Annotated in this window: 25 protein-coding genes; 10 read left to right on the top strand and 15 right to left on the bottom strand. The window is 68.6% G+C overall.

The window, feature by feature from the left end; genetic code table 11:
* Window positions 1-10 precede the first annotated feature (10 nt).
* From P0204_RS10930 to P0204_RS10955, 6 genes are all read right to left on the bottom strand, one after another.
* Window positions 11-295 (bottom strand): DUF6360 family protein, encoded by a 285-nt coding sequence (locus tag P0204_RS10930; RefSeq protein WP_276179106.1) that lies wholly within the window; start codon window positions 293-295, stop codon window positions 11-13.
* A gap of 59 nt (window positions 296-354) precedes the next feature.
* Window positions 355-1,509, bottom strand: a complete 1,155-nt coding sequence (locus tag P0204_RS10935) for a nicotinate phosphoribosyltransferase (protein ID WP_276179108.1) — start codon at window positions 1,507-1,509, stop codon at window positions 355-357.
* 63 nt (window positions 1,510-1,572) lie between these two features.
* Entirely contained in the window at window positions 1,573-1,761 is a 189-nt protein-coding gene (locus P0204_RS10940; protein ID WP_276179109.1) for a hypothetical protein, read from the bottom strand.
* A 67-nt stretch (window positions 1,762-1,828) separates the two neighbouring features.
* Window positions 1,829-3,340 (bottom strand): sensor histidine kinase, encoded by a 1,512-nt coding sequence (locus P0204_RS10945; protein ID WP_276179110.1) that lies wholly within the window; start codon window positions 3,338-3,340, stop codon window positions 1,829-1,831.
* A gap of 100 nt (window positions 3,341-3,440) precedes the next feature.
* Window positions 3,441-4,787, bottom strand: coding sequence for an Hvo_1808 family surface protein (locus P0204_RS10950; RefSeq protein ID WP_276179111.1), 1,347 nt, complete (start codon window positions 4,785-4,787; stop codon window positions 3,441-3,443).
* On the bottom strand, window positions 4,780-6,234 hold the full coding sequence (locus P0204_RS10955; protein WP_276179112.1) for an Hvo_1808 family surface protein: 1,455 nt from the start codon (window positions 6,232-6,234) through the stop codon (window positions 4,780-4,782). Before P0204_RS10955 ends, P0204_RS10950 begins: the two co-directional genes overlap by 8 nt.
* 86 nt (window positions 6,235-6,320) lie before the next feature.
* Between P0204_RS10955 and P0204_RS10960 the strand changes: the two genes are divergently transcribed.
* Complete coding sequence (locus tag P0204_RS10960; RefSeq protein WP_276179113.1) at window positions 6,321-6,893, top strand: cysteine hydrolase family protein; 573 nt, start codon at window positions 6,321-6,323, stop codon at window positions 6,891-6,893.
* On the opposite strand, the gene P0204_RS10965 is transcribed toward P0204_RS10960, so the two are convergent.
* Window positions 6,894-8,075: an MFS transporter gene (locus P0204_RS10965; protein WP_276179114.1), complete on the bottom strand. Its 1,182-nt coding sequence runs from the start codon at window positions 8,073-8,075 to the stop codon at window positions 6,894-6,896. It lies immediately after the preceding gene.
* Between the two features lie 85 nt (window positions 8,076-8,160).
* On the opposite strand from P0204_RS10965, the gene P0204_RS10970 reads away from it, so the two are divergent.
* Window positions 8,161-9,459 (top strand): dihydroorotase, encoded by a 1,299-nt coding sequence (locus P0204_RS10970; RefSeq protein WP_276179115.1) that lies wholly within the window; start codon window positions 8,161-8,163, stop codon window positions 9,457-9,459.
* A gap of 115 nt (window positions 9,460-9,574) precedes the next feature.
* Here P0204_RS10970 and P0204_RS10975 read toward each other — a convergent pair whose 3' ends face one another.
* A complete protein-coding gene (locus tag P0204_RS10975; RefSeq protein WP_276179116.1) occupies window positions 9,575-10,204 on the bottom strand; it encodes a DUF5806 family protein in 630 nt (209 codons plus the stop codon).
* 81 nt (window positions 10,205-10,285) lie between these two features.
* Here P0204_RS10975 and P0204_RS10980 point away from each other — a divergent pair, with 81 nt between their 5' ends.
* Both P0204_RS10980 and P0204_RS10985 read left to right on the top strand, forming a co-directional pair.
* On the top strand, window positions 10,286-10,657 hold the full coding sequence (locus P0204_RS10980; protein ID WP_276179117.1) for a universal stress protein: 372 nt from the start codon (window positions 10,286-10,288) through the stop codon (window positions 10,655-10,657).
* Complete coding sequence (locus P0204_RS10985) at window positions 10,654-11,178, top strand: GNAT family N-acetyltransferase (protein WP_276179118.1); 525 nt, start codon at window positions 10,654-10,656, stop codon at window positions 11,176-11,178. The genes P0204_RS10980 and P0204_RS10985 overlap by 4 nt, the downstream gene beginning before the upstream one ends.
* Here P0204_RS10985 and P0204_RS10990 read toward each other — a convergent pair.
* The gene (locus tag P0204_RS10990; RefSeq protein WP_276179119.1) at window positions 11,175-11,612 is read right to left on the bottom strand and encodes a universal stress protein; all 438 of its coding nucleotides are present in this window, start codon (window positions 11,610-11,612) and stop codon (window positions 11,175-11,177) included. The two genes, P0204_RS10985 and P0204_RS10990, sit on opposite strands and share 4 nt — an antisense overlap.
* Window positions 11,613-11,694: 82 nt before the next feature.
* Between P0204_RS10990 and P0204_RS10995 the strand changes: the two genes are divergently transcribed.
* Both P0204_RS10995 and P0204_RS11000 read left to right on the top strand, forming a co-directional pair.
* Window positions 11,695-12,159 carry a universal stress protein gene (locus P0204_RS10995; RefSeq protein ID WP_276179120.1) on the top strand — a complete coding sequence of 155 codons (465 nt, stop codon included), beginning with the start codon at window positions 11,695-11,697 and terminating at the stop codon, window positions 12,157-12,159.
* Window positions 12,160-12,207: 48 nt separating this feature from the next.
* Window positions 12,208-13,299 (top strand): DHH family phosphoesterase, encoded by a 1,092-nt coding sequence (locus tag P0204_RS11000; protein WP_276179122.1) that lies wholly within the window; start codon window positions 12,208-12,210, stop codon window positions 13,297-13,299.
* Between the two features lie 11 nt (window positions 13,300-13,310).
* On the opposite strand, the gene P0204_RS11005 is transcribed toward P0204_RS11000, so the two are convergent.
* A complete protein-coding gene (locus P0204_RS11005) occupies window positions 13,311-13,676 on the bottom strand; it encodes a TM2 domain-containing protein (RefSeq protein ID WP_276179124.1) in 366 nt (121 codons plus the stop codon).
* Window positions 13,677-13,976: 300 nt separating this feature from the next.
* Here P0204_RS11005 and P0204_RS11010 point away from each other — a divergent pair, with 300 nt between their 5' ends.
* Window positions 13,977-15,935, top strand: a complete 1,959-nt coding sequence (locus P0204_RS11010; RefSeq protein WP_276179126.1) for a hypothetical protein — start codon at window positions 13,977-13,979, stop codon at window positions 15,933-15,935.
* 54 nt (window positions 15,936-15,989) lie between these two features.
* On the opposite strand, the gene P0204_RS11015 is transcribed toward P0204_RS11010, so the two are convergent.
* Window positions 15,990-16,703 (bottom strand): DUF7847 domain-containing protein, encoded by a 714-nt coding sequence (locus tag P0204_RS11015; protein ID WP_276179128.1) that lies wholly within the window; start codon window positions 16,701-16,703, stop codon window positions 15,990-15,992.
* A 232-nt stretch (window positions 16,704-16,935) separates the two neighbouring features.
* On the opposite strand from P0204_RS11015, the gene P0204_RS11020 reads away from it, so the two are divergent.
* Window positions 16,936-17,373: a hypothetical protein gene (locus P0204_RS11020; protein WP_276179130.1), complete on the top strand. Its 438-nt coding sequence runs from the start codon at window positions 16,936-16,938 to the stop codon at window positions 17,371-17,373.
* Window positions 17,374-17,378: 5 nt separating this feature from the next.
* Here P0204_RS11020 and P0204_RS11025 read toward each other — a convergent pair whose 3' ends face one another.
* Window positions 17,379-17,810, bottom strand: coding sequence for a DUF5807 family protein (locus tag P0204_RS11025; RefSeq protein WP_276179132.1), 432 nt, complete (start codon window positions 17,808-17,810; stop codon window positions 17,379-17,381).
* A 112-nt stretch (window positions 17,811-17,922) separates the two neighbouring features.
* Between P0204_RS11025 and P0204_RS11030 the strand changes: the two genes are divergently transcribed.
* Window positions 17,923-18,339 (top strand): dCTP deaminase/dUTPase family protein, encoded by a 417-nt coding sequence (locus P0204_RS11030; protein ID WP_276179134.1) that lies wholly within the window; start codon window positions 17,923-17,925, stop codon window positions 18,337-18,339.
* Between the two features lie 5 nt (window positions 18,340-18,344).
* On the opposite strand, the gene P0204_RS11035 is transcribed toward P0204_RS11030, so the two are convergent.
* From P0204_RS11035 to P0204_RS11045, 3 genes are all read right to left on the bottom strand, one after another.
* Window positions 18,345-18,557: a hypothetical protein gene (locus tag P0204_RS11035; protein WP_276179136.1), complete on the bottom strand. Its 213-nt coding sequence runs from the start codon at window positions 18,555-18,557 to the stop codon at window positions 18,345-18,347.
* Window positions 18,557-20,122 carry a BCCT family transporter gene (locus P0204_RS11040; protein ID WP_276179138.1) on the bottom strand — a complete coding sequence of 522 codons (1,566 nt, stop codon included), beginning with the start codon at window positions 20,120-20,122 and terminating at the stop codon, window positions 18,557-18,559. Before P0204_RS11040 ends, P0204_RS11035 begins: the two co-directional genes overlap by 1 nt.
* Before the next feature lie 265 nt (window positions 20,123-20,387).
* Window positions 20,388-20,657 (bottom strand): hypothetical protein, encoded by a 270-nt coding sequence (locus P0204_RS11045; RefSeq protein WP_276179140.1) that lies wholly within the window; start codon window positions 20,655-20,657, stop codon window positions 20,388-20,390.
* 142 nt (window positions 20,658-20,799) lie between these two features.
* Between P0204_RS11045 and P0204_RS11050 the strand changes: the two genes are divergently transcribed.
* Window positions 20,800-21,186 carry a 30S ribosomal protein S6e gene (locus P0204_RS11050; protein WP_276179142.1) on the top strand — a complete coding sequence of 129 codons (387 nt, stop codon included), beginning with the start codon at window positions 20,800-20,802 and terminating at the stop codon, window positions 21,184-21,186.
* Window positions 21,187-21,188 lie beyond the last annotated feature (2 nt).

Here is a 21,188-nt window from a genome sequence, read left to right on the forward strand (position 1 = left end):
TGTCGACCGTTCACTCGCCCTGTGCGTCCTCGACTTTCCCGGCGTATCGCTCCAGTTCACCGGCGAGTTCCCGAGCCTGCGCCGCCGATAGCGTCACTTTGTCGGCGTGTGCTTCGACGGCCTCCAGGTCGGTGTTGTCCATCTCCAACTGGAGTTCGACGTGGTCGGGGTTCTTCCGCGGTGCCGTGACGTTCAACACTGCCAGTGCCTCCTCGTCGAAACCGTGGCCTTCGACGGCACCGTCGAGCAGATCGAAGGTCGTGTACGCGTTGACCTTCAGGATGCGGTCTACCATAGCGATCCGTTCGGGCCTGGCGGGCAAAACTGCTGTGTTGGACTGCCGTCGGTCGGCTGTCAGTCCCCGTCGGAGAACCCGACGGCAGCGGCGTCCTCGCGGGCGCGGTCGATCGCGTCGTCCAGATCGAACTCGCGGACGAGTTCGCCGTCCCGGACGAGTGGCTCCATGAGCGATTCGGCCCCGCTGGGACCCTCTCGGTCGGCCAGTCCCACGTGGTGACCGCCGTCGGGCGTGCGGTAGACGCTCTTCGTCCCGGTGAGTTTCCCGCGTTTCGCCGCCAGTTCGCCGTCGACCTCGACGATGTCCAGTGCGAAGTCCAGCGGGTCGGCGTTCGAGACGTAGCTCCCGACGCCGAAGCCGTCGGCCACGTCGCGCAGTTCCCGCAGTTGTGCCGGCCCCAGTCCGCCCGAGACGAAGACATCCACGTCCTCGTGGCCGTGTGCGTCCAGCGACCAGCGGACCTCCCGGACGATGTGCCGGAAGTCCCCCCGCCGGGAGCCGGTCGTGTCGAGGCGGACGCCGTCGAGATCGTCGACGGCCTCGGCCGCCCGCAGCGCCTCGTCGACCTCGTCGCTGTAGGTGTCGGTCAGGGCGATGCGGGGCGTCTCCTCGGGGACGGCCTCGTCGAAGGCCCGCCAGGCCTCTTCCTGGTTGCCGCGGCCGAAACAGATGACCAGCGCGTGGGGCATCGTCCCGCCGGCTTCCCGGCCCAGCACGTCCCCGGCCGCGACGTTCGAGAAGCCGTCCAGGCCGCCCAGCAGTGCCGCCCGCTCAACCATCGCCCCCAGCGACGGGTGGACGTGCCGGGAGCCAAACGACAGTACCGTCGAGTCGGGAGCGGCGTGTCTGGCCGCTAGTGCGCTGGTCGCGACGCCGGTCGGATGCGAGAGCAAGCCCAACAGCGCGGTCTCCAGCCGACAGAACTCCCGATAGGACCCTTCGATCCGCATGACTGGGCCGCCGTCGAACAGCCGTCCCTCCGGGAGCGCGTCGACGTCGACGCTCCGGCCAGCCAGGAGTCTGGCCGCGTCGGGGACGCCCGCCAGGAGCTTCCAGTCGCCGGTCGCGAACTGGTTGGCGGTCACCTCCGCGACCACGTCGGGGTTCCGGCCCGCGTGTTCCAGGGCCTCCATCGTCCGGTCGAAGTACGCGTCCGTCGCCCGTCCCGACCGGATCGCCTCGGGCGGAACGATGTCGAACTCGTCGGTCATACCCCGCCTTCGGGCGGGCCTGGGAAAAAGAACCACGGTCGGTACGTGGTCCGGGGCGGCCGGCTACGGATCGATCGCAGTCGGCTGATCGTCGACGGCCTCGATGAGGGCTTCGCTGAGCACGCTCTTGCGGTGGCTCACCTGCAGATGCACGTAGATATCCGTCTCCGCGTCGCCGTCGTGGTCACAGAGCGGACACCTGGTTGTCGCCGCTGGACGGTCGGTGGCTGTGGGGTCAGACAGTGAGGGCATCCACGAGATACGTGTCACCCCATCTATAAGAACGTGTATATGAGTGGTACTGACGGCTATCGTGATCTCATGTGTCTACCGAGATATCCCGGCCGTCGTTTTCCGTCCTGCTGGCTGCCGGCGGTTCGTCAGCTTTCGGTAGCGTCAGCGTCACGACGGTCCCGCGGGGGTCGTTCTCCGCGAAGTCCAGCGAGCCACCGAGGTTCCGGAGGATCCAGCTCACTTCCCACAGGCCGAGCCCGCTCGTGTGTTCGAGCTGGGAGCGGTCCCGGTCGTCCTGAAGCAGTTCGTACTCCTGTCGTGGGATGCCGGGGCCGTCGTCGGCGATGCGTACCGCGACGTACCTCCCGTCCGCCGTCGTGGACGCGGTGATCTCGACGCTCGGTTCGGTCCTGTCGCTGTGGACGACGGCGTTTTCCAGGACGTTCTCGATCGCGACCGGGACCGCGTCGTTGGCCCTGACGGACGGGACCTCGTCCAGGTCGACGCGTACCGACGCCGCCGGGTACTCCTCGCGGATCCCGTCGACGGCGTCGGCGACCAGCGTCGACAGCGGGCTCGAATAGGACTCGTACTCCCCCGAGACGACGCGTTCGATCTCGCGAGTCTGCTCGCTGATCCGCTGGAGGTCGCTGATCGCCGTCTGTATCTGGCCGGCGAGCGACGCCACATCGCCGTCGAGGTCCTCTTCGAGCACTTCGGCGGTGCCGTAGGCGACGTCCATGCGGTTGCGGATGTCGTGTCGGAGCGTCCGGGAGAGGACCTGGAGCCGTTCCCGGCGCTGGTTTCGCTCGGTCACGTCGACGTAGTAGGCGTACTCCGCCTCGGGACTGTCGTCGCCGGCGGGGGCTGTCACGCGGATGAACTCCCGCTGGCCGTAGTCCGTGTCCAGCGTGACCTCCATCTCGGTCCAGTCGAGGTCGCTGTCGCTGGTCTGTGGCGCGACGGAGCGTTCGGTCCCGTCGACCCGTTCCGCCTCCTCTTCCGGCGGCCGCAGTTTCGAGCGGAGGTCACGGCCGGCCAACTCGGCTTCGGTGTACCCGAACACCTCCTCGAAGGCCGGGTTGGCCATCTCCAGCCGTGGCTCCCCGTCTTTGAACTGGACGGCGATGACCGGGTTCGGGACGTTCTCGAACAGCGCCACGAACTTGTCGCGCTCGTGTTCGACCGCGCGCCGCTGGGCGATCCGATCGGCGTCGTACCGCCCGATCCACAGGCCCGCGAGCAGCGTCAATCCGCCCGATGCGGCCGCGACGAGTAGGGGTTTGAACTGTGACTGCAGCGCCTGGCTCCCGAGGACGACCGCCAACACGACGACGATCGCCCCGGCTGTGACCCCGAACCACCGGCTCATCTGCCGGACCTGAAGGTCGGAGGCAGCCCGCCACAGCCAGACGGCCGCCCAACACAGCGCGAGCGCGATCGACAGCGACAGCGAGTTCTCGACCAGCGTGGTCCACAGCGGGTCGCCCTGCCGGACCGCGTCGACGTAGACGTCGCTGGCGCCCAGCGACGCGACAGCGAGGCCGCTGGCCCCGACGACGACAGCGGTCCCGAGACGCCGTGGCTCCCCGCTCACGCGCCCCGTCCCGTCGTGCCGGTGTCGCTACTCTTGGAGGTGTCCATGGCGAACGCTTGGGGACGGATTGATAAAACCGTATGCCCGACGTATCCGGATGTCACCCGGCCGGCGCGTGGATCTCGCCCAAGTCCTCGACGGTCGGACCGTTGACGATCCGGACGGTATCACCCCGGCGGACGACGTGGAAGGCGTCCTCGAACGGGCTGGAGTCGGGGACGACGTAGACGTTCTGTCGGGGCTGGGTCGCGCCGTGTTCATCGACCAGCGCGGCCCGGTATGCCCGGGCGAACTCGCGGGCGTCCTCCTCCGTATCCCAGGTACTGCGCCAGACGTAGCCGCCGTTGCCATCGCCGTCGTGGTACGGGACGACCGTGTCCCCGCCCCAGCCGACCGAGGGCGCGCTGTCGTAGCTGTAGCGGTCGGCGTCGGTCTGGTTGTTGTGGTACATCGTCGCGAAGATCGACGCCTCGCCGACGGTATCGGCGACGGGGTCGTGGTCGAACCGCCGCCACTCGTCGTTCGAGCGGTCACGGACGGTGACGTTCACCGGCTCCTCCTCGGGGTATTTCTCGGGGTGGAGCACCTGTTCGGTGCTGTCCGGGTAGTCCTCGTAGACCGTGTCGACGGCGTCCCAGCCGCCGCTCTCGCGGCGCGTGTCGACGAACCGCGGGCCGGTGGCGTAGGGCTGGATGATGACGGTGAACAGCCCCTCGTTGACACTGCTTCCCCCACCCCCACCGCTGGACCCCCCGCGTTCGGGGCGGTCGAGACAGCGCCAGCCGTTGCCACACCGGCGTTCGTACAGCGCCTCCACGTAGTTCGCGTCACCTTCGACGATGCCGTCCCGTGCCAGTTGCGTGTCCTGTGTCTCGGCCGATCCGTTCAGCCCGAACTGCTGGTCCTGGAGGGCGTGGACGAGTTCGTGGGCCAGCGTCCGCCGGTCGACGGCCGGCGTCTCGGTCGGGGCGACGACGACGATCTCGTCCCGGCTGGGCGAGTAAAAGCCCTGGACGGCGGTCGAGAGGGTGTCGTCGATCGCCTCGCTGCTCCCGCTGTCCTCGCCGATGAGCAACAGCGACTCCCAGACCTGGTCGTTCCAGGGGTCCCGGGGTGGCCCAGCGCCGCCCCCGCCGGACCCGCTGCGGTTGCGGTACTCCGCCCGGGAGATGACCTCGACCGGGACCGTCGACTCGAACTCCAGCCCGCGGAGCTGTTCGACGCGGGCCATCGTTCTGGCCGTGACTGCCTCCAGTTCGCTCTCGTTGAGGCCGTCCTCGGTCGTCACCGCTACCGGGTCGTCGTACCAGTAGCCGTCCTCCCAGCCGATGGCGTCCTCCCCGGTCGGCGTCTCGGGGTGGGACGGCCCGCCGATCGGCCCGGGGAGCGCCGGGGCACTACAGCCGGCCAGGACCAGCGCCAGCGCCACGAGCAGTTCCCTACGCATCGTGGACCTCGTCGAGTTCCTCGGCCGTCGGCGCGTTCACGACGGTCACGGTCCGCCCGTCGACCTGGACCGCGACGGCGTCTGTGAAGGGGCTGTCGTCGGCGATGACCCAGGTCCCGTCGGCCCGCTCGGTCCCGCCCCAGTGGGCCAGCGTGGCCTCCCAGGCGGCGGCGAACTCACCGGCGTCCCGCTCGCTGTCCCAGACGGTCCGCCAGACGTAGGCCGTCTCCGACCCGTCGCTGTAGACGTGCATTCGGCCGCCGGCCCACCCGTCCGTCGCCGGCAGATCGTAGTTGTACGGGTCCGACGAATCGACGCTCCCGCCGTCCTCGAAGTTGATGACCTCGGTTGCGGCGACGACGCTCGACTCGTTGTAGTCGTCGGTCAGCGTGTAGGCGAGCGACGCCGCGATGGCCGAGGGGCCGACCACGGCGTAGTCCGGTCGGTTCCGGTCCTCGGAGGGACGGACCCGCTCCCAGTCGTCGCTCGTCCGGTCCTGCAGGTCGACGGTCTCGGGCTCCCAGTCGGGGTACTCGTTCGGGGAGATCACCTCGCGAGCGCCGTCGGGCCGGTCGCCGTAGGCGTCGCCGACCGCCGCCCACCCGCCCTGGTCGCGGAGGTTGGTCACGAGCCCGGGACCGTCGCTGTACGGGAAATACAGCATGAAGTTGATCCCGAAGTGGCGGTCCCCGTTGCCACCGCCACCGCTACCGCCGCCACCGGCCAGACAGTCCCACTGCTCGCCACACCGGGCGTCGTAGTCCTGCTGGGTGGCCGTCGCGTCGCCTTCGATCAGGCCGTTTCGCCCCTGGACGCCGTCGCGGGTCCGTGCGTCACTCCCCAGGCCGAACCGCTGGTCCTGGAGGGCGTGGACGAGTTCGTGTGCTAGCGTCGACTCGTCGATCGTGGGCGTCTCGGACTCCGTCACGAGGACGATCTCGTCCCGGCCGCCGCTGTAGAACCCGACGACGCTCTCGCCGAGGGTACTGTCCTGGGCGGCCGTCGACCCGCGGTCCTCGCCGACCAACAACAGGGCCTCGAACTTCGCGTTGTCGAACCGCCGGAGCGAGTCGCCGGCGCCGCCGCCGCTGCGGTTGCGGTACTCCGCCCGCGAGACGAGGCTCACCGGGACGGTGGTGTCGAACTCCAACCGCCGGACGTACTCGACGCGGGCCATCGAGCGGGCGACGACGGCCGCCCGTTCGCTCTCGTTGAGGCCGTTCTCGGTCGTCACCGGGATCGATTCGTTGTGCCAGTAGCCGTTCTCCCACCCCAGGCGGTCGGACGGTGGGTCCGGCGGCGCGTCGGCGGCGGTCGTCGGCTGTACCGTCGCCGTCTCCCCGCCGCTGCTTGCATCGAGGCCGTCGTGGCCACCCGTCGAACCGGGTGCCTGACAGCCGGTGAGGACCAGTGCCGCACAGAGGGCGAGAACGGCGAGGCGTCGCATCTACCGTTTCAACGGGCAGGACGGTGAAAAGTTCCACGCTACCACGACCACAAACGTTGGTAGGTGTCCCGTCCGTATCGCCGTGTATGCAGTTCGATCCAGCCGACACCGCACTGGTCGTGGTCGACATGCAGAACGGCTTCTGTCACCCCGAGGGGAGCCTCTACGCTCCCGACAGCGAGGCGGCGATCGATCCCGTGACCGACCTGGTCGAGCGGGCCGGCGAGGCCGGTGCCGCCGTGGTCCTGACCCGTGACGTCCACCCGCCCGAACAGTTCGAGGACGCCCACTACTACGACGAATTCGACCGCTGGGGCGAACACGTCGTCGAGGGCTCCTGGGAGGCCGACCTCGTCGACGAACTCGACCCCGAGGCCGCGGAGCTGGTCGTCGAGAAACACACCTACGACGCCTTCTACGAGACGCAACTGGACGGCTGGCTCGACGCTCACGGGATCGACGACCTGGTGATCTGTGGGACGCTGGCGAACGTCTGTGTCCTGCATACCGCCTCCAGCGCCGGCCTGCGGGACTACCGGCCGGTGCTCGTCGAGGACGCCGTCGGCTTCATCGAGCCCGACCACCGCGAGTACGCCCTCGATCACGCCGACTGGCTGTTCGGCGAGGTCACCGACCGGGCGGCGACCGCCTTCGAGTGATCACGACGGCTCTCCGGCTCCCAGTCCGATCCCGACGGCGGCACAGGCGAGCGCGAACACTCCCCCAGCGAGCAGTGTCGGCCGGTAGCCGGCATGGCCGCCGCCGGCGGCGAACACCGCCGGGCCGACGGTCGCGCCCAACGCGATGACACTCGTCCGGACGCCGAAGACGCCGGCGCGATAGCGGGCCGGTGCCAGCGTCCCGACGAGTCCGTCGATCGACGGGAGCGTCAGCCCCTGGCCGGCACCGACGACCAGTGCCGCGATCGCGACGGCGAGCGGTGTCGGGGCCAGGAACACCCCGATCAGCCCGACCCCGTAGCAGCCGAACCCGGCGACGACGAGCCGCTGTGGGGGACTGCGCTGGACGAGCCGGCCGTTCACCGCCGCGACGACGGCCGTCGAGACAGCACCCGCGCTGAGAATCACGCCGATCCGGGCCGCCGGGAGGCCGAACGAGTCCGTCAGGAGAAACGGGACCGCCGTCAACAGGCCACCGAACAACAGCGCGTAGCCGGCGACGGAGGCGCCGAACAGTAGCCATGCCGTCCGCGGCAGTGCCCCGACCGCGTTCCGGAGGTACGCCAGCCCGCTCTCGCGGTCGGCCGTCGACGGCGGCGCGGCCAGCCCTCGCCAGGCGAACACCGCGATGGGGACCCCGGCGGCGTACAGCCAGAACGGCCGCCGCCAGACGCCCTCACCGAGGACGCCGCCCAGCAGCGGGTAGACCGCCGCGCCGACCGAGATCGCGGCCGCGTTCACTCCCAGCGCCGCGTTGCGCTGTGGCCCCTCGAAGGCGTCACCCAGCAGCGTGACCGCGACGCTGAGGACGCCACTGGCCCCGACGCCCTGTGCAGTCCGGAGCACCAGCACGGCGGGCAGGCTCCCGGCGCGGACGACGGCGACACCACAGATCGCAGTGACCAGGAGACTTCCCGAGAGGATCGGCCGGCGGCCGTACCGATCGGCCAGCGCGCCGGCGACAGGCGCGAGGACGATCCCGGGCAGCGTGTAGACGGTGATGATCAGACTCGCCTGCGCGTCGGGGACGCCGAACTCCCGGCCGATGGCCGGCAACAGCGGACTCACGAGGGTCACGCCGAGGACGGCGGTGAGCGTACTCGCAAGCGCCAGTCGCAGTACCGACGAGTTCCACGGAACCCGCCCGGGTCGTGTGGACACAGCCGACTGTCCGGCCCCGACAGTATAGCTCCCACGGCTCCCGGACAACGGGACACTTACGGGGACACCCGGCCCAGAGGGGCGTATGCTCATCCGTACCGCCACGCTCCCCGACGGCAGCCAGCGCGACGTCCGGGTCGACGGCGAGTCGATCGCCGAGGTGGCCCGTGATCTGGACGCCGGTAACGAGCGCGTCGTCGACGCCTCCGGCAAACGCCTCTTCCCCGGCGCGATCGACGTCCACGTCCACTTCCGCCAACCCGGCTATCCCCACAAAGAGACCTGGGTGACGGGTTCCCGAGCGGCCGCGGCCGGCGGCGTCACCACCGTCGTCGACCAGCCAAACACCGACCCGCCGACCGTCGACGGTGCCGCCTTCGACCGGAAACGCGAGTTCGCCGCCGACTCGCTGGTCGACTGGGGGATCAACGGCGGGGTCACCGCCGACTGGGACCCCGACTCGCTGCTCTCGCGGCGGTTGTTCGCACTGGGGGAAGTGTTCCTCGCGGACTCGACGGGCGATATGGGGATCGACACCGAACTGTTCGCCGACGCGGTCGACGCCGCTACCGACGCCGGGGTGCCGGTCACCGTCCACGCCGAGGACGCCACCAGGTTCAACGAGGACGCTCGTGCCCGGGACGACGCCGACGCCTGGAGCGCCTACCGGACCGCCGAGGCGGAGGCCGCCGCCGTCGAACGCGCCTGCGAGATCGCCGCCGACCGGAACGCCCGTATCCACATCGCCCACACCTCGACCCCGGAGGGCATCGACATCGCCAGCGACGCCGGGATGACCACCGAGGTCACGCCCCATCACCTCCTGCTGTCCCGGAAGGACCTCGACGAGCTGGGCACGCTCGGCCGGATGAACCCGCCGCTGCGGCGCGAGTCCCGGCGTCGGAAGGTGTACGACCGGGTCGTCGACGGCACCGTCGACGTGATCGCGACCGACCACGCCCCCCACACCCGCGCGGAGAAGGACGCGAGCATCTGGGAGTCCCCCTCGGGCGTCCCCGGCGTCGAGACGATGCTCCCGCTCCTGCTGGCCGAGGCCCGCGATCCGGAGACGGCGCTGTCATACGAACGCGTCCGGGACCTGACGGCGACGAACCCCGCCGCTGTCTTCGACGTGCCACAGAAAGGGGTGATCGAGCCCGGGGCCGACGCCGACCTCGTCCTGGTCGACACCACGGAGACGACCGCGATCAGCGGCGACACGCTCCGGACCGACTGTGGCTGGACTCCCTTCGAAGGGTTCGAGGGGATCTTCCCCGAGTGGACGATGGTCCGCGGGACGGTCGTCTACGACGGCGACAGCGACGAGCCGTTCGCTGCCCACGACGGCCAGAACGTCCGGGACGCCGACGGCGAACTGCTGTAGCGCCCCGGGCTCCACGCCGGCGAACTGCTGTAGCGTCCCGGGCTCCACGCCGGCGACCAGTACCGCCCCGCCGGAGGACACCCGAGCGCCACGAAACCCGTTTCGGGACGACCGGTTACTGGTCCGTCTCCGGTTCGAACTCCGTCCCACACTCGGGGCAACACACCTCGTCGTGGCGCAGCGCCGCCGAGTGTTCCTGGACTTCCCGCATCACCTCGGAGATCCGGTCCTCGGCCTCCAGTTCCTCCTCGACGGCCAGGTCGACGCCCTCGACCTCCAGCAGGAACTTCGCGACCTCCGTGGCCTCGTACATCACGTCGTCGAGTTCCTCGGCGGTGAAGAAATCCGACATCGCCCCGTAGAGGAAGGTCGCGCCGGCCTTCCGGACCTTCTCCTCGAAGGCCGCCCGGGCCTGGTTGACTGCCTGTGGCGTGTACGTGTCGGTCATGAACGGGACCAGTTCGGGGAGGTTCTCGCCGATCTTGGTCATCTCGACCCCGGTCTCGGTCCGGAAATCCGCACACAGCCGGGCGATCGCCCACTCCCGGGCCGTGATGTAGGTCCGGTCCCGCAGGAAGTCGTTCGCCCGGTCGTAGGTCCCGCCCTCGATCTTCTTGAACCGGTCGTACTTCTGGACGTCCGGGGGGAGGTCGGGCTCCGGCGCCGCACCGTCGCTCTCGGTCGTCGGCTCCTCGTCGCCCGTCGGTCCCGGCCCGGCTTCGCCGGGCGGTTCGCCCTCTTTCATGGGCGAGTGTGCGTGGTCGGGGCGAAAAAGCGTGTCGCCCGCGTCAGGTGCCTTTTTGAGCACTGCCGGATATGTGCGGATATGAAAGTACTGCTCGGCGTCGGCGGCAGTCAGCTGTCGTACCACGCGCTCGACGAGACAGTCGAGCGAGCGAAAGCGGTCGGTGACGATCTGACGATCGCGATCTTCGACAACGAGGAGGTCGACACCGACGCCTCGGCGATCGAGCAGCGCGTCGAGGAGACGCTCGCGGACGCCGCGTTCGAGGCGGAGATCCGCCACGTCGAGGGTGACTCGCCGGGCAGTTGGCTGGTCCACACCGCCGAGCGCGAGGAGTTCGACCGGATCGTCCTCGGCGGCGGCGAGCGCTCGACGCTGGGGAAGATACAGTTGGGATCGATCGTCGAGTTCGTCCTGTTGAACGCCCAGACCCCGGTCACGCTGGTTCGATGACGACGGAGTTTCCCGACGAACCGGCGGGCGAGTTCCCCGCGCCACCACGGACAGTTACGGATCGGGAGGGCCGGGAGATCGAGCTCCGTGTCGCCGGGGAGGCCGATCGCGAGCGACTGGTGGAGATGTACCTCGACTTCGATCCGGCCGACCGGGCCCAGGGAATCCCGCCGGTCAAGGAGCACGCTATCGAGCGGTGGCTCGATACGATCCTCAGCGACGAGTGTGTCAACGTCGTCGCCCTGCACGACGGTGTCGCGGCCGGTCACGCGACGTTTGTCCCGGACGAGGAGGGCGATTACGAACTCGCGATCTTCGTCCTCCAGGCGTTCCAGGGGACGGGGATCGGGACTGCGCTTCTGGAGACGCTCCTCGGGCAGGGCCAGGCCGAGGGCATCGAGAAGGTCTGGCTCACCGTCGAGCGCTGGAACGATCCGGCGATCGCACTCTACCGGAAAACCGGCTTCGAGACGCAAAACGCCGAGAGCTTCGAGATCGAGATGTCGATCCGACTGGCCTAAACCGACAGGACGGGCTGGCTGGCGTACTCGATGACGTACAGCGCCGCGCGCCCGACCGCGTCCTGTTCGCCCTGTTCGCGCGGGACGACGATGAAATCCGCGCCGACGTCTTCCGAGACATCGAGGACGACACTGCCGGGTGTCTGCATGAGACGGGTCTGTGAGAAGGCCGTCGCGGTCGAGGTTTCGAGGGTGCCTTCGGGATGGTTCTCGTCGAAGGTTCGGCGGATTCCGTCGGTAAACTCCCGGTGATCGGCTGCGACAGCCTCCGGATCGATGCGCTCGGTGTCGATGTCCCGGCGCAGTCGCTCGTCGAGGACGAACAACAGGTGGAGATCCGCGCCGTACCGCTCGGCGACGGCGACGGCGTACTCGGCCGCTCGCTCGGACTGGTCGCTCCCGTCGACCGGAACGAGCACGAGGTCGATGTCCATCACGCTCTCCTGTCGGGTGGTGGTGGCAAAAAGCCACCGAGGAACGGGCGGCTTTTTGATCGTGCCCGCGGTACGGAACCGTATGTTCGACACGGTGGTCGTCGCGACCGACGGGTCAGGAAGCGCCGAGCGGGCCGTCGAAGCCGCACTGGATCTGGCCGCGCGTTTCGACGCGACCGTCCACGGCCTCTACGTCGTCGACGAGTCCGAAGTCGAGGCCACACCCGAGGAGGTCCGGGACGCCCTAGAGCGGGCGCTGGCGACGACCGGCGGGCGTGCGCTGGCGTTCATCCGCGAGGCGGCGGCCGCCGAGAGCGACGAGGAACTCGTCACGGCAGTCCGGCAGGGCGACCCGGCGACCGAGATCTGCCAGTACGCCGACGAACACGACGCCGACGTCATCGCGACCGGTACCCGGGGCCGACACGGCGAACACGGCTTCCTGCTGGGCAGCGTCGCCGAAGCCATCGTCCGACAGGCGGAGATGCCGGTCCTCACCGTCCGCCAACTGGACGGCGAGGCCAACCCTGAGCGTGCCGAGGTCTGATCGCCGCGGGATCGCGGGGTTCATTGGCTGGGGGCGGTATCACCGAGCATGGACGATTGGCTCATCGACGACGACCGGCTCTCCATCGAGCGGAAATCCGTCCTTCCCGGGGAGGGGTTCTTCGTCCCGGACTCGTTCGAGGAGGAACAGGCCGAGGCCGAGGCCGCCGAGACGCTCGCCGACGCCGGCGTCGTCGTCATCGCCGACCCCGATGCCGACGGACTCGCCTGTACTGCGTTGATTCGGGAGGCCCACGGCGAGGGGGCGCTCCTGCCAGCCGGCCCGCACGAACTCGACGAGGCACTGGCCTGGACCGCGGAGTACGCCGAACCCGACGCGACCGTCTTCGTCTGCGATCTCTGTCCCGACAGCGAACGGGATCTGGCGGCGATCGACGATCTCACTGCCCGTGTCGAGCGGGTCGTCTGGTTCGACCACCACCAGTGGGACGAGGACCTCGGCGCGCTCGTGGACCGCGCCGGCGTCGAGCGGACCGTCGGCGACAGCGACGAGGTCTGTACCGCCGACGTGGCGCTGGCCGAACTTGACCACGACTTCGGCGAGCGCTGGGCGGACCTGGCGGCGGTCACCCGCGATCACGACCTCTGGATCCGCGAGGACGAACGCAGTGACGACCTCGCTGACTTCTCCTACTGGTCCGACCCCGAGGAGTACATCGAGGCGGTCCAGGCACACGGCGCCGACCTCTCGCCGGAGGTTCAGGAGTTCCTCGCCGAGAAGCGCGTCGAGAAGGAGGCGCTGATCGAGAAGGCCGTCGACCGCGCGGAACTGCGCGAGGTCGGCGAGTGGACCGTCGGGGTGACCTACGGCCGCTGTTCACAGAACGAGGTCGCCGAGGCGCTGCGGGAACAGGGCGCTGACGCCGCCGTCATCGTCAAACCCGCCGGCTCCGCGTCCATCCGCGGGACCGACACCTTCGAGCGCGCCCACGAGGTCGCCGCCCAGGTCAACGGCGGCGGCCACCCCAAGGCCGCCGGCTGCAAGCCCGACATCTACGACGACATGATGGACTACGCCCACCACTGGACGACCCACGGTGCGGTGGCGAAACAGGCCATCGTCGACGCGTTCAAGCGACTGCCGGAGGATGCGGACGAAGGGATGGACACGGAGCGGTAGTCACCGTTCTCTCAGCCGCCGTACTGGCGCTGGAACGCCTCGTCGGACTGTCTGAGATACCGGACACCTTCGAGAACACCGGCCAGCGCGGGCAGTAGCGTCCACGCGAGACAGAGGTACACCAGCCCCTGCTCGACGCGGCCGAGGTAGAACTTGTGCCCACCGATCCCGCCCAGGAGGATCGCGAGCACGGCGGCCGCGCGGCGGCTCTTTCGACTCTCCGGCCCGTCGTTGCCTCCGTCGCTCTCGCCGTCGGGCGCGGGCGGTTCGTCGGCCCCGTCTGCCGGCTCGGCGGCCGTCTCGTCTCCGTCGGGCTCCTCTTCGACGGGTGTGTCCGCAGTGGTTGAGTCCGGATCCGGCTGTTCGTCGGTCGACACGGGTGGGCGCACACACCACGTGGTTGTAAAATCACCGACACCTATCGCACCTATTAAAAAGCAACGCACACCCGACCGCACGACGGCAGTGCGATCGGTCTGGCAATCGGTTCGGTCGTCACGAGACGTGCCACCGCGTGGTGGTGTCGTGATAGCCTGCTTCCGATCGCCGAACGCGTCCTTTCCGGCGGGATCTAGGCGTTTAGTGTCAGTACTTATCCGGATCGGTGCTGCAGTCGTTCACATGACTCGTGACATCGCGGGTCGGTCGACGGTACCGAGACGGGTCGGTGGGTGCCGATGACCGACGGCGATCTGAGTCGACGGGCGGTGCTCCACCGACTGGGTGTCGGTGCCGGCGCGGTGACCACGGCGACGACTGACTGGGGCGGGGTGACCGACCTCGGGCCGGACGACTGGGACCCCGGGGCACCCGCCTGGGCGGACGTCCAGACGCCCGACACCATCACCTACCCCTACGACGGCGAGAGTTACACCATCCACCTCGTGCCGGCCGAAGTCGAGTCCTGTGCGGAGTATCTCACCTGGGCGGATACCCAACCACAGAACAGTTCGCGCCTCCCGACGCCGGGTATCACTCACTACAACCAGGGGGTCTTCGTCCCGCAGGCGAACATCGAGACCGACGGGGAGATCGGGGGGAGCCAGACGCTTGGTGTCCAAGTGTCGGATATCACGGGCTGTACGTACAGGGCACAGCCCCGGATCGAGGTGCTCGACTGGCGGCCGGACTACGAACTCACCGAGGCCTGTCGCCTCTCCTACTGTGAGATGTTCCGCCGGGCGATCGAACACGAGATCCACCACGTCAGAGACGTCCCGAAGTTCAAGCAGGCCTTCGAGTCCTGGGTCGCCAGCAACAGACAGCAGTTCCTGGCGACCACGTGGTCCGGCGACGAGTCGTTCCGGACTGCCGTCGGGAGACAGCTCGCGGAACTCGCAGTCGAGTTCCACGACGGCCGCACACTCGAGGACGGCTCGTACATGCGGGGCAGCGGCCCCTGGACACACGAGCGGATCGGCACTAGCACCGGCTGGGACTGTGAATCCTGCGCGGACTGCCGGGAGGTCTCGGGCACCAACTGGACGTACAAGGACGTCGAAACCTGGCGCCTCGACGTCAGCGTCGGGGTCAGGGTCGAGATGGAGGAGACGGACCCGCAGGGGGACACCGCCCGGACACGGCTGCGAAACCGCTACGACGGCACGTTCGAGCTAGAGAAGGTCCCGGCCGACACCATCCGTCGGCTGATGGGAGGTGCCAGAGCCGTCCAGGAGACCAGACGCCGGATCGAGAACGCGCGGGGGAAGCTCTCGGCGGAGTCGTTCTTCTCGACCGTCCCCGAGGCGGTCGGCGCACTCAGGGGCGGCGACGACCCGATCAGCGACGGCCAGCCGCCGCTGCTCTGGCGGGGGGGAGGGAACGTCTCGGGGCTGTTCGAACTGGCATACATCGAGCCTGTCCACCTCCTCTGTTCGGACGAGAGCGAGGAAGGTGGGAGGCGGATTCGCGCGTCCGGGACGGTTTCACCCACGGAGATGCAGTCGACCGCCTTCGTGGCGATCCTCCCGACGGACAACGTCGTCAAGTGTTTCTGGCCGGACGTCTGGGTCCCCGGAACGGACTCGGAGATCGAGTGGACCTGCGAGGACGAGGAACCGAAAGAGAACGTCGACACGACTCACGAGGGCCGGCACGTGGATATCTTCGCAAACCTGGGAGAGGGCGGTGTGCCAGAGCCGGAAGTGAGAGACGCATTCAGGCTCTACAGCGGCGCCTGGGGCGTCCTCCGCGACCAGGTCGAACAGGTCCGTAACGGCAGCAAGGACCCCGGCGGACACAGCCAGACGGATCTCGACGAGGTGACCGACGATATCGGGCAGTTCCTCGCCCAGCAGCGGGCTACCGAGGGTGACGTTCGCGCACTGCTCTCCGAGGGGTTGGCCGGCCCGTTCGGGCAGGCACTCGTCCGGCAGCCGTTCCCGTTCTGGACCGTCGACGACTGCCAACGAGGGGCGTTCTCCGAGACGGTCCAGCGGGACCTCTACGCCCGCTACCCGGATGCGATCATGCATCGCTACAACACCCACATGGAACCCTACAGGAACGCCGGGAACCTGGCCGAGGCGTCCACCTCGCGGGCCGGGACGGAGTTCGTCCACGTGCGCCTCCGCCCCGAGGAGAGAGACCACGGCGACGAACACGAGGAGATCCAGTGCAACGGCATCAACCGGTAGCCGTCCGGCCGAACTCCCTCCGGGACCGGGACAGCGGCGGCCACACCGGGGGAGTCAGCCGCGAAGCTGTCGGTAGACGGTGACGTGAGCGACAACGCCGAGGTAGCCAGCCAGACAGCAGGCCACGGCGGGTACTGCCGCCCTGACCGTCCCCGATCCGACGCTGGGGAGCACGGCCTGCTCCCCGAACGACAGCGCGACGACGGCGGCGAGCAGCCCCAGACAGACCGCGCGGACGGCCGTGTAGCCAAGCACCGACACCGGGTGGTGGGCCAGCGCCTCCCAACTGTGTTCGATCGCTCCGCGTACGCCGTCGCCGTCGACGACGACCGACGCGTCGACGAACTGCAACGCGACCGCCATGACGGCGACCGGTGCGGCCGCGAGGACGAGGCCGGCCGTCAGCCCGATCGCGCCGGTAAAGCCCACCATGAACACGACGAAGAGTGCCAGGCCACCGAGCAGCGCGAAGACGATGCCGGTGAGGAGCCCCGCTCTCAGGAGCCCCATCGTGTAGCCCCGGACGCCGTCGACGTACGCCCGTCCGCTGACGCTCCCGTCGGCGGCGGTGTTTCCCACGTGGAGGAGACCGGCGAACACCACGGGCTGGAGGAGGACGTACGCGACGCCCCCGATCACCGGGAACTGTCCCGCCACCACCGCACCCGCGCCGGCGAGGACACCGATCGCCACGACGACGACGCCGACCAGCGGCTGGCCGAGCAACACACGTGCGGTTTCGCTCGCCCCGCGGGCCAGTGCTCTCATCGGCGGTCACCGGGCCGGGGCCGACGCCACCGGTTATCCGCGCCGTCGACACCGTGCTCTCCGTTCATCCCTGTGTGGGTGCTGTCAGCCCGAGAAGGTAACTGTTGACACTAGACAGTTTGTCGCTGCCGGCGCGTCCGTGCCCGGCACTCCTGTCGCGTACAGCGTGGTCACAGCGACTGTCCGTCGGAAAACGCTGATAAGGTTGGGGCCGGTACGGCCGACCGGTTCCATGTCCGTCGCCCGCCCCTCCTGGTTCCCCGATCGTTCGACCGTCGCCGGCGAACTCGGCCGGGCCGCCCTCGTCGCCGCCACGCTCGCCGTGGTCGGCGAGTCCGTTCGGTTCGCCGCCGTGGTGGGACTGTCCTTCCTCGCGCTCCAACTGCTGGCCGGCGTCGCCGAGGCCGCCGTCGGTGACTACGCCGATAACGTGCTGTTCGGGCTGTTCGTCCTCGCGGCGACGGCCTACGCGGGGACGCTGACGACGCCGGTGTGGATCCCACTCGCGGGCGTGGCGCTTGGTGGGTGGTTCCTCCTCGACGGGGTCCAGCACCTCCGCCACGGCGTCTCACGGGGGGCGGTTCACACGCCGTCCCGCCACGAGGGGGGTCTCGCGGCGGGACTCCTGCGGGCGCTGGTCGCTCGGCTCCTCGAACCGATCAGGCTCTGACGGGACTACTCCTCGACGACCCACTTGTCGCTGTAGCGCTCGCCACAGGCACAGACGGCGTACGCGTGGACCACGTCGCCCTCGGCGTAGAGGCCGCCGACCTCCTCGTTCTGTTCCTCCGCGAAGGCGAAGACGAACTTCGTCGTGTGGTTCTCCTCGGGTTCCTCGTCGGCGACGGGACAGACAGCGCCGGTCAGATCGTCGTGGATCGTCCCTTCCGTCCCCATCGCCGCCTGTGCGAGCCCCATCGGGTCGATACCGGTCGCCGACTGGAACGCGCTGCGGCCGTCGTCGCCCGGGAGGACGAGCACGTGGCCGTCTTCGACGCGTTCGGCGTACTCCGCCAGCGCACCGGGGTTCGACACCGCGTCCTCCTGGAGGTAAAAGAGGACGTCCTCGGGCCGTTCGCCGGCGAGAAACTCCGTCCGTTTGCTCATGCCGGGTCCGAATCGTCCGCGGGACAAAAGCCCCCCGCTCTCCCGGGCGGCGACGAACCACGGACCCACTATCGGCCACACAGTTTTCAGCCACGCGGCCGACACACCCGATATGCCCGCGGACGCCGACTACGTGACCGATCTCGTCCACGAACCGACCCAGAGCGACAGCCCCGGCATCGACCTGACCGTCGCCGAGGTGTACGACGTGGTCGAACCCGGCCGCGTCGACTTCGGTGGCGGCGAACTGGAACCCGCCGGTCTGACCCCACACAAGCGCCACAAACGTGACCCCGACGACGACTACGAGTGGTGGCGGCTCCGGGAGGGCCAGTACCTCATCGAGTACAACGAGTCACTGGCAGACGGCGTGACCGCGACGCTCCAGCCCAGAACCGAGGTCGTCGAACGCGGCGGGAGCCATCCCACGCTGACCGTCGAGTCGCTGCCCCGGGTACCGCTGTCGGTCGGCGGTGCCGGCCTGTTGCTCAAGGAAAACGCGCGGGTCAGTACGGTCCTGGACCGGTAGCCCGCTCAGCTGTCAGGGGCCGGCAACAGCGCGAAGTAGGACAGCCCCGACACGAGGAAGGCGACGGCGACAAGCACGATCAACCGCCCGGGCATCACCGCACCGACGGGCGGGAACAGCAGGGCCGACAGCAGGCTGAGGCCACTGACCAGACAACACAACAGCAGGGCCTGGCGGCCCGGCGTCGTCGCGCCGATGGCAGTCACCGCGTCGGCCATCAGTCGTCACCCTCCCCGAACGCGCCGACGGCGATGCTTTGCCCCTCGGTGTCCGTCCGGAAGAACTCCAGGGCGAGCCCGAGGATGCCGACCAGGGCGATGAGTCCGAACGGGCCGCCGGTGATGACGGCCGCTGACTGGAGGCCATCGCTGGCCCCGAGCAGGATGATGACGAGCCCGACCGTCCCCTGGAGCACGCCCCAGAACAGCCGGGTGGCAGTGCCGGGGGCAACGCCGGGTTTGGTCGCCAGGATCGCGACGCTCAGCGTCGAGGTGTCGGCCGACGTGACGATCCAGGTGACGATGAGTGCCATGAACAGGAACAGGAGTATCTCGCCCAGCGGCAACGCGCCGAACAGCGGGAACCCGGCCACGTTGTAGCCGACGTCGTTGACCACGCTGAGGATGTCGGCGGCCCCGGTTTCCTGGAGCCGAAGCGCGGTCGAGCTGATGATGGCGAACCACATGAGCGTCGCCGCGCCGGTGGCGAACACGCCGGTCGCCGCGACGGTCCGTAACGTCCGGCCGCGGGAGATGGCCGCGAGGAAGAGCCCGGCGAAGGGGGCCCACGAGAACCACCAGACCCAGTAGAACAGTGTCCAGCTCTGGAACCAGCTGCCGCCGCCGAGGCCGGCGAAGCTCAACTGCACGAACGTCGCCACGTAGCTCCCGAGCGCCAGCGATCCCTCGGTCAGGATGTACGCCGTCGGCCCCACCACCAGTGTCAACACTCCCGCCGCGACAAACAGGACCACGTTGACGCCGGCGATCCGGCGGATACCGCGCTTGACGCCGGTGATCACCGAAATCGTGAACACGGTGGTCAGGCCGCCGACCAGCAGGAGGGCGTCGAGGCTGGCCGCCTGCGTGCCCCACTGGTACTCGACGCCCGAGAGGAATTGGTTGCTCACCAACCCGACGGAGGTCGAGAGCCCGCCGATGGTGGCGAAGACGGCCAGCACGTCGACGAGTTTCGCGAGCGGGTGCGAGAGGTTCTCCTTCCCGAGGAACGGAAGCAACAGGGTCGACACCCGGAGCGGGGCACCCTTGTTGTACGCGTAGTAGCCGATCGGGAGGCCGATAGCGACGTAGGCTGCCCACGCCGAGACGCCCCAGTGGAAGAACACGGTCCGGAGCGCCCCCGCTCCGGCGGCCGCAGAGCCCGCACTGGCGTCGACGAACGGCGGCGGCGAGCTGTAGTGAAAGAGCACCTCGGAGGGTGCCCAGAACACGATGCCGGCGGCGATACCCGCGGAGAAAAACATCGTGAAATACGCCCGGTAGGAGTACGTCGGGGTCGCGTCCGGGCCACCCAGCCGGATCCCGCCCCACGGACCGACGATGATGACGAGCGCGAACAGGACGAACCCGACCATCAGCGTCAGGAAGACCGGTCCCAGCGTACTGAGCATCGTCGTCCGGACGCCGGGGATGACGGTCTCCCGGAGCAGTTCGGTCTGCAAGATCCAGAGCACGACGAACAGTAACAGTGTCCCGAGCGTCGCACCGGTTACCACACGATCCATCTCCGCGACGAAGTTGTCGAACGAATCACGTATCGCCATATCTCTCTCTCTCCGGTCGAGGTGATGTCGGGTCACCGACCCGGCTCGGGCCGTGTCACCGTGTACCCCTCCCAGGGAAATCACGATCTATAATAAATAAAAAAACTGGATCGAATCAAGTGACGTAACGACAGTTACTTTCATATTCTCCGAAATTTCAAGACTCATAAACGTTGACGGCGAGCGGGCCGGGATGCTGCCTGGAGTGGTGCTGTCCGTCGCGGTGCTGGGCCGGACGAGAGCGCCCAGCACGCCCGTCGACGATCTAGTCGTCGGCGATCGTGGCGTCGCCGATCCGACTCTCCGAGACGTCTGGTCCGTCCCCGCCGGAAAGCTCGTCGGCCGCACGGTAGAGTTCGTCGGCGACCCGTTTCTGGTTGTCGCCCAGCCGCCGGGTCGATGCTTCCAGATCGCGGACCGCCCGGTCGAGACTCGTGAGTTCGTCGCTCCAGGTGTCCATCGAACCGCTGAGTGTAGCCATGCTGTTCTCGAACTCGCTCCTCTCGTCGGTGGCCGCGCCATCGCGTGTCGACATCGTGATTAGTAGGACACGCCCCACGCGCCTCGATCCGGTACCTTACCTGTAAGGCCAAATCCGAGCGGCCGGCGTGTGGGGGACTCACAGGTCCGGGCCACGCTTCGATGCGCTTTTGAAGCGCGATTGATTGGACTCTGGTATGGCTGAATTCACTGTCGCCGTCTCCGACCCGGAGAGCGGCCACACGTACCAGATCGACGTGGACGAACAGGACGCCAACCGATTCATCGGCCGCGAACTCGGCGAGGAAGTCGACGGTGCCGCGGTCGGTCTCGACGGCTACTCGCTGGAACTGACCGGTGGCTCGGATACGGCCGGGCGACCGATGCGTTCGGACGTTCGGGGCACCGCCACCAAAACCATCCTCTCAGCCGGCGGGGTCGGTTTCGAGCCGACCACCGATGGCGAGCGCAAGCGCATCACCGTCCGCGGCCGCGAGGTCAGCGACGAGACCCGACAGATCAACGCCAAGATCGTCGCCCGCGGCAGCGAGGACGTCGACGCGCTGCTGGGCGACGACGAGTAACG

Source organism: Haloarcula halophila (assembly GCF_029278565.1).
GTDB lineage: Archaea > Halobacteriota > Halobacteria > Halobacteriales > Haloarculaceae > Haloarcula > Haloarcula halophila.

Excerpts from the sequence above, each read along its gene's own strand:
- P0204_RS10930 (WP_276179106.1), bottom strand. The coding sequence starts at position 295 with ATGGTAGACCGCATCCTGAAGGTCAACGCGTACACGACCTTCGATCTG.
- P0204_RS10935 (WP_276179108.1), bottom strand. The coding sequence starts at position 1,509 with ATGACCGACGAGTTCGACATCGTTCCGCCCGAGGCGATCCGGTCGGGA.
- P0204_RS10940 (WP_276179109.1), bottom strand. The coding sequence starts at position 1,761 with ATGCCCTCACTGTCTGACCCCACAGCCACCGACCGTCCAGCGGCGACA.
- P0204_RS10950 (WP_276179111.1), bottom strand. The coding sequence starts at position 4,787 with ATGCGTAGGGAACTGCTCGTGGCGCTGGCGCTGGTCCTGGCCGGCTGT.
- P0204_RS10955 (WP_276179112.1), bottom strand. The coding sequence starts at position 6,234 with ATGCGACGCCTCGCCGTTCTCGCCCTCTGTGCGGCACTGGTCCTCACC.
- P0204_RS10960 (WP_276179113.1), top strand. The coding sequence starts at position 6,321 with ATGCAGTTCGATCCAGCCGACACCGCACTGGTCGTGGTCGACATGCAG.
- P0204_RS10970 (WP_276179115.1), top strand. The coding sequence starts at position 8,161 with ATGCTCATCCGTACCGCCACGCTCCCCGACGGCAGCCAGCGCGACGTC.
- P0204_RS10975 (WP_276179116.1), bottom strand. The coding sequence starts at position 10,204 with ATGAAAGAGGGCGAACCGCCCGGCGAAGCCGGGCCGGGACCGACGGGC.
- P0204_RS10980 (WP_276179117.1), top strand. The coding sequence starts at position 10,286 with ATGAAAGTACTGCTCGGCGTCGGCGGCAGTCAGCTGTCGTACCACGCG.
- P0204_RS10985 (WP_276179118.1), top strand. The coding sequence starts at position 10,654 with ATGACGACGGAGTTTCCCGACGAACCGGCGGGCGAGTTCCCCGCGCCA.
- P0204_RS10990 (WP_276179119.1), bottom strand. The coding sequence starts at position 11,612 with ATGGACATCGACCTCGTGCTCGTTCCGGTCGACGGGAGCGACCAGTCC.
- P0204_RS10995 (WP_276179120.1), top strand. The coding sequence starts at position 11,695 with ATGTTCGACACGGTGGTCGTCGCGACCGACGGGTCAGGAAGCGCCGAG.
- P0204_RS11000 (WP_276179122.1), top strand. The coding sequence starts at position 12,208 with ATGGACGATTGGCTCATCGACGACGACCGGCTCTCCATCGAGCGGAAA.
- P0204_RS11010 (WP_276179126.1), top strand. The coding sequence starts at position 13,977 with ATGACCGACGGCGATCTGAGTCGACGGGCGGTGCTCCACCGACTGGGT.
- P0204_RS11015 (WP_276179128.1), bottom strand. The coding sequence starts at position 16,703 with ATGAGAGCACTGGCCCGCGGGGCGAGCGAAACCGCACGTGTGTTGCTC.
- P0204_RS11020 (WP_276179130.1), top strand. The coding sequence starts at position 16,936 with ATGTCCGTCGCCCGCCCCTCCTGGTTCCCCGATCGTTCGACCGTCGCC.
- P0204_RS11025 (WP_276179132.1), bottom strand. The coding sequence starts at position 17,810 with ATGAGCAAACGGACGGAGTTTCTCGCCGGCGAACGGCCCGAGGACGTC.
- P0204_RS11030 (WP_276179134.1), top strand. The coding sequence starts at position 17,923 with ATGCCCGCGGACGCCGACTACGTGACCGATCTCGTCCACGAACCGACC.
- P0204_RS11035 (WP_276179136.1), bottom strand. The coding sequence starts at position 18,557 with ATGGCCGACGCGGTGACTGCCATCGGCGCGACGACGCCGGGCCGCCAG.
- P0204_RS11040 (WP_276179138.1), bottom strand. The coding sequence starts at position 20,122 with ATGGCGATACGTGATTCGTTCGACAACTTCGTCGCGGAGATGGATCGT.
- P0204_RS11045 (WP_276179140.1), bottom strand. The coding sequence starts at position 20,657 with ATGTCGACACGCGATGGCGCGGCCACCGACGAGAGGAGCGAGTTCGAG.
- P0204_RS11050 (WP_276179142.1), top strand. The coding sequence starts at position 20,800 with ATGGCTGAATTCACTGTCGCCGTCTCCGACCCGGAGAGCGGCCACACG.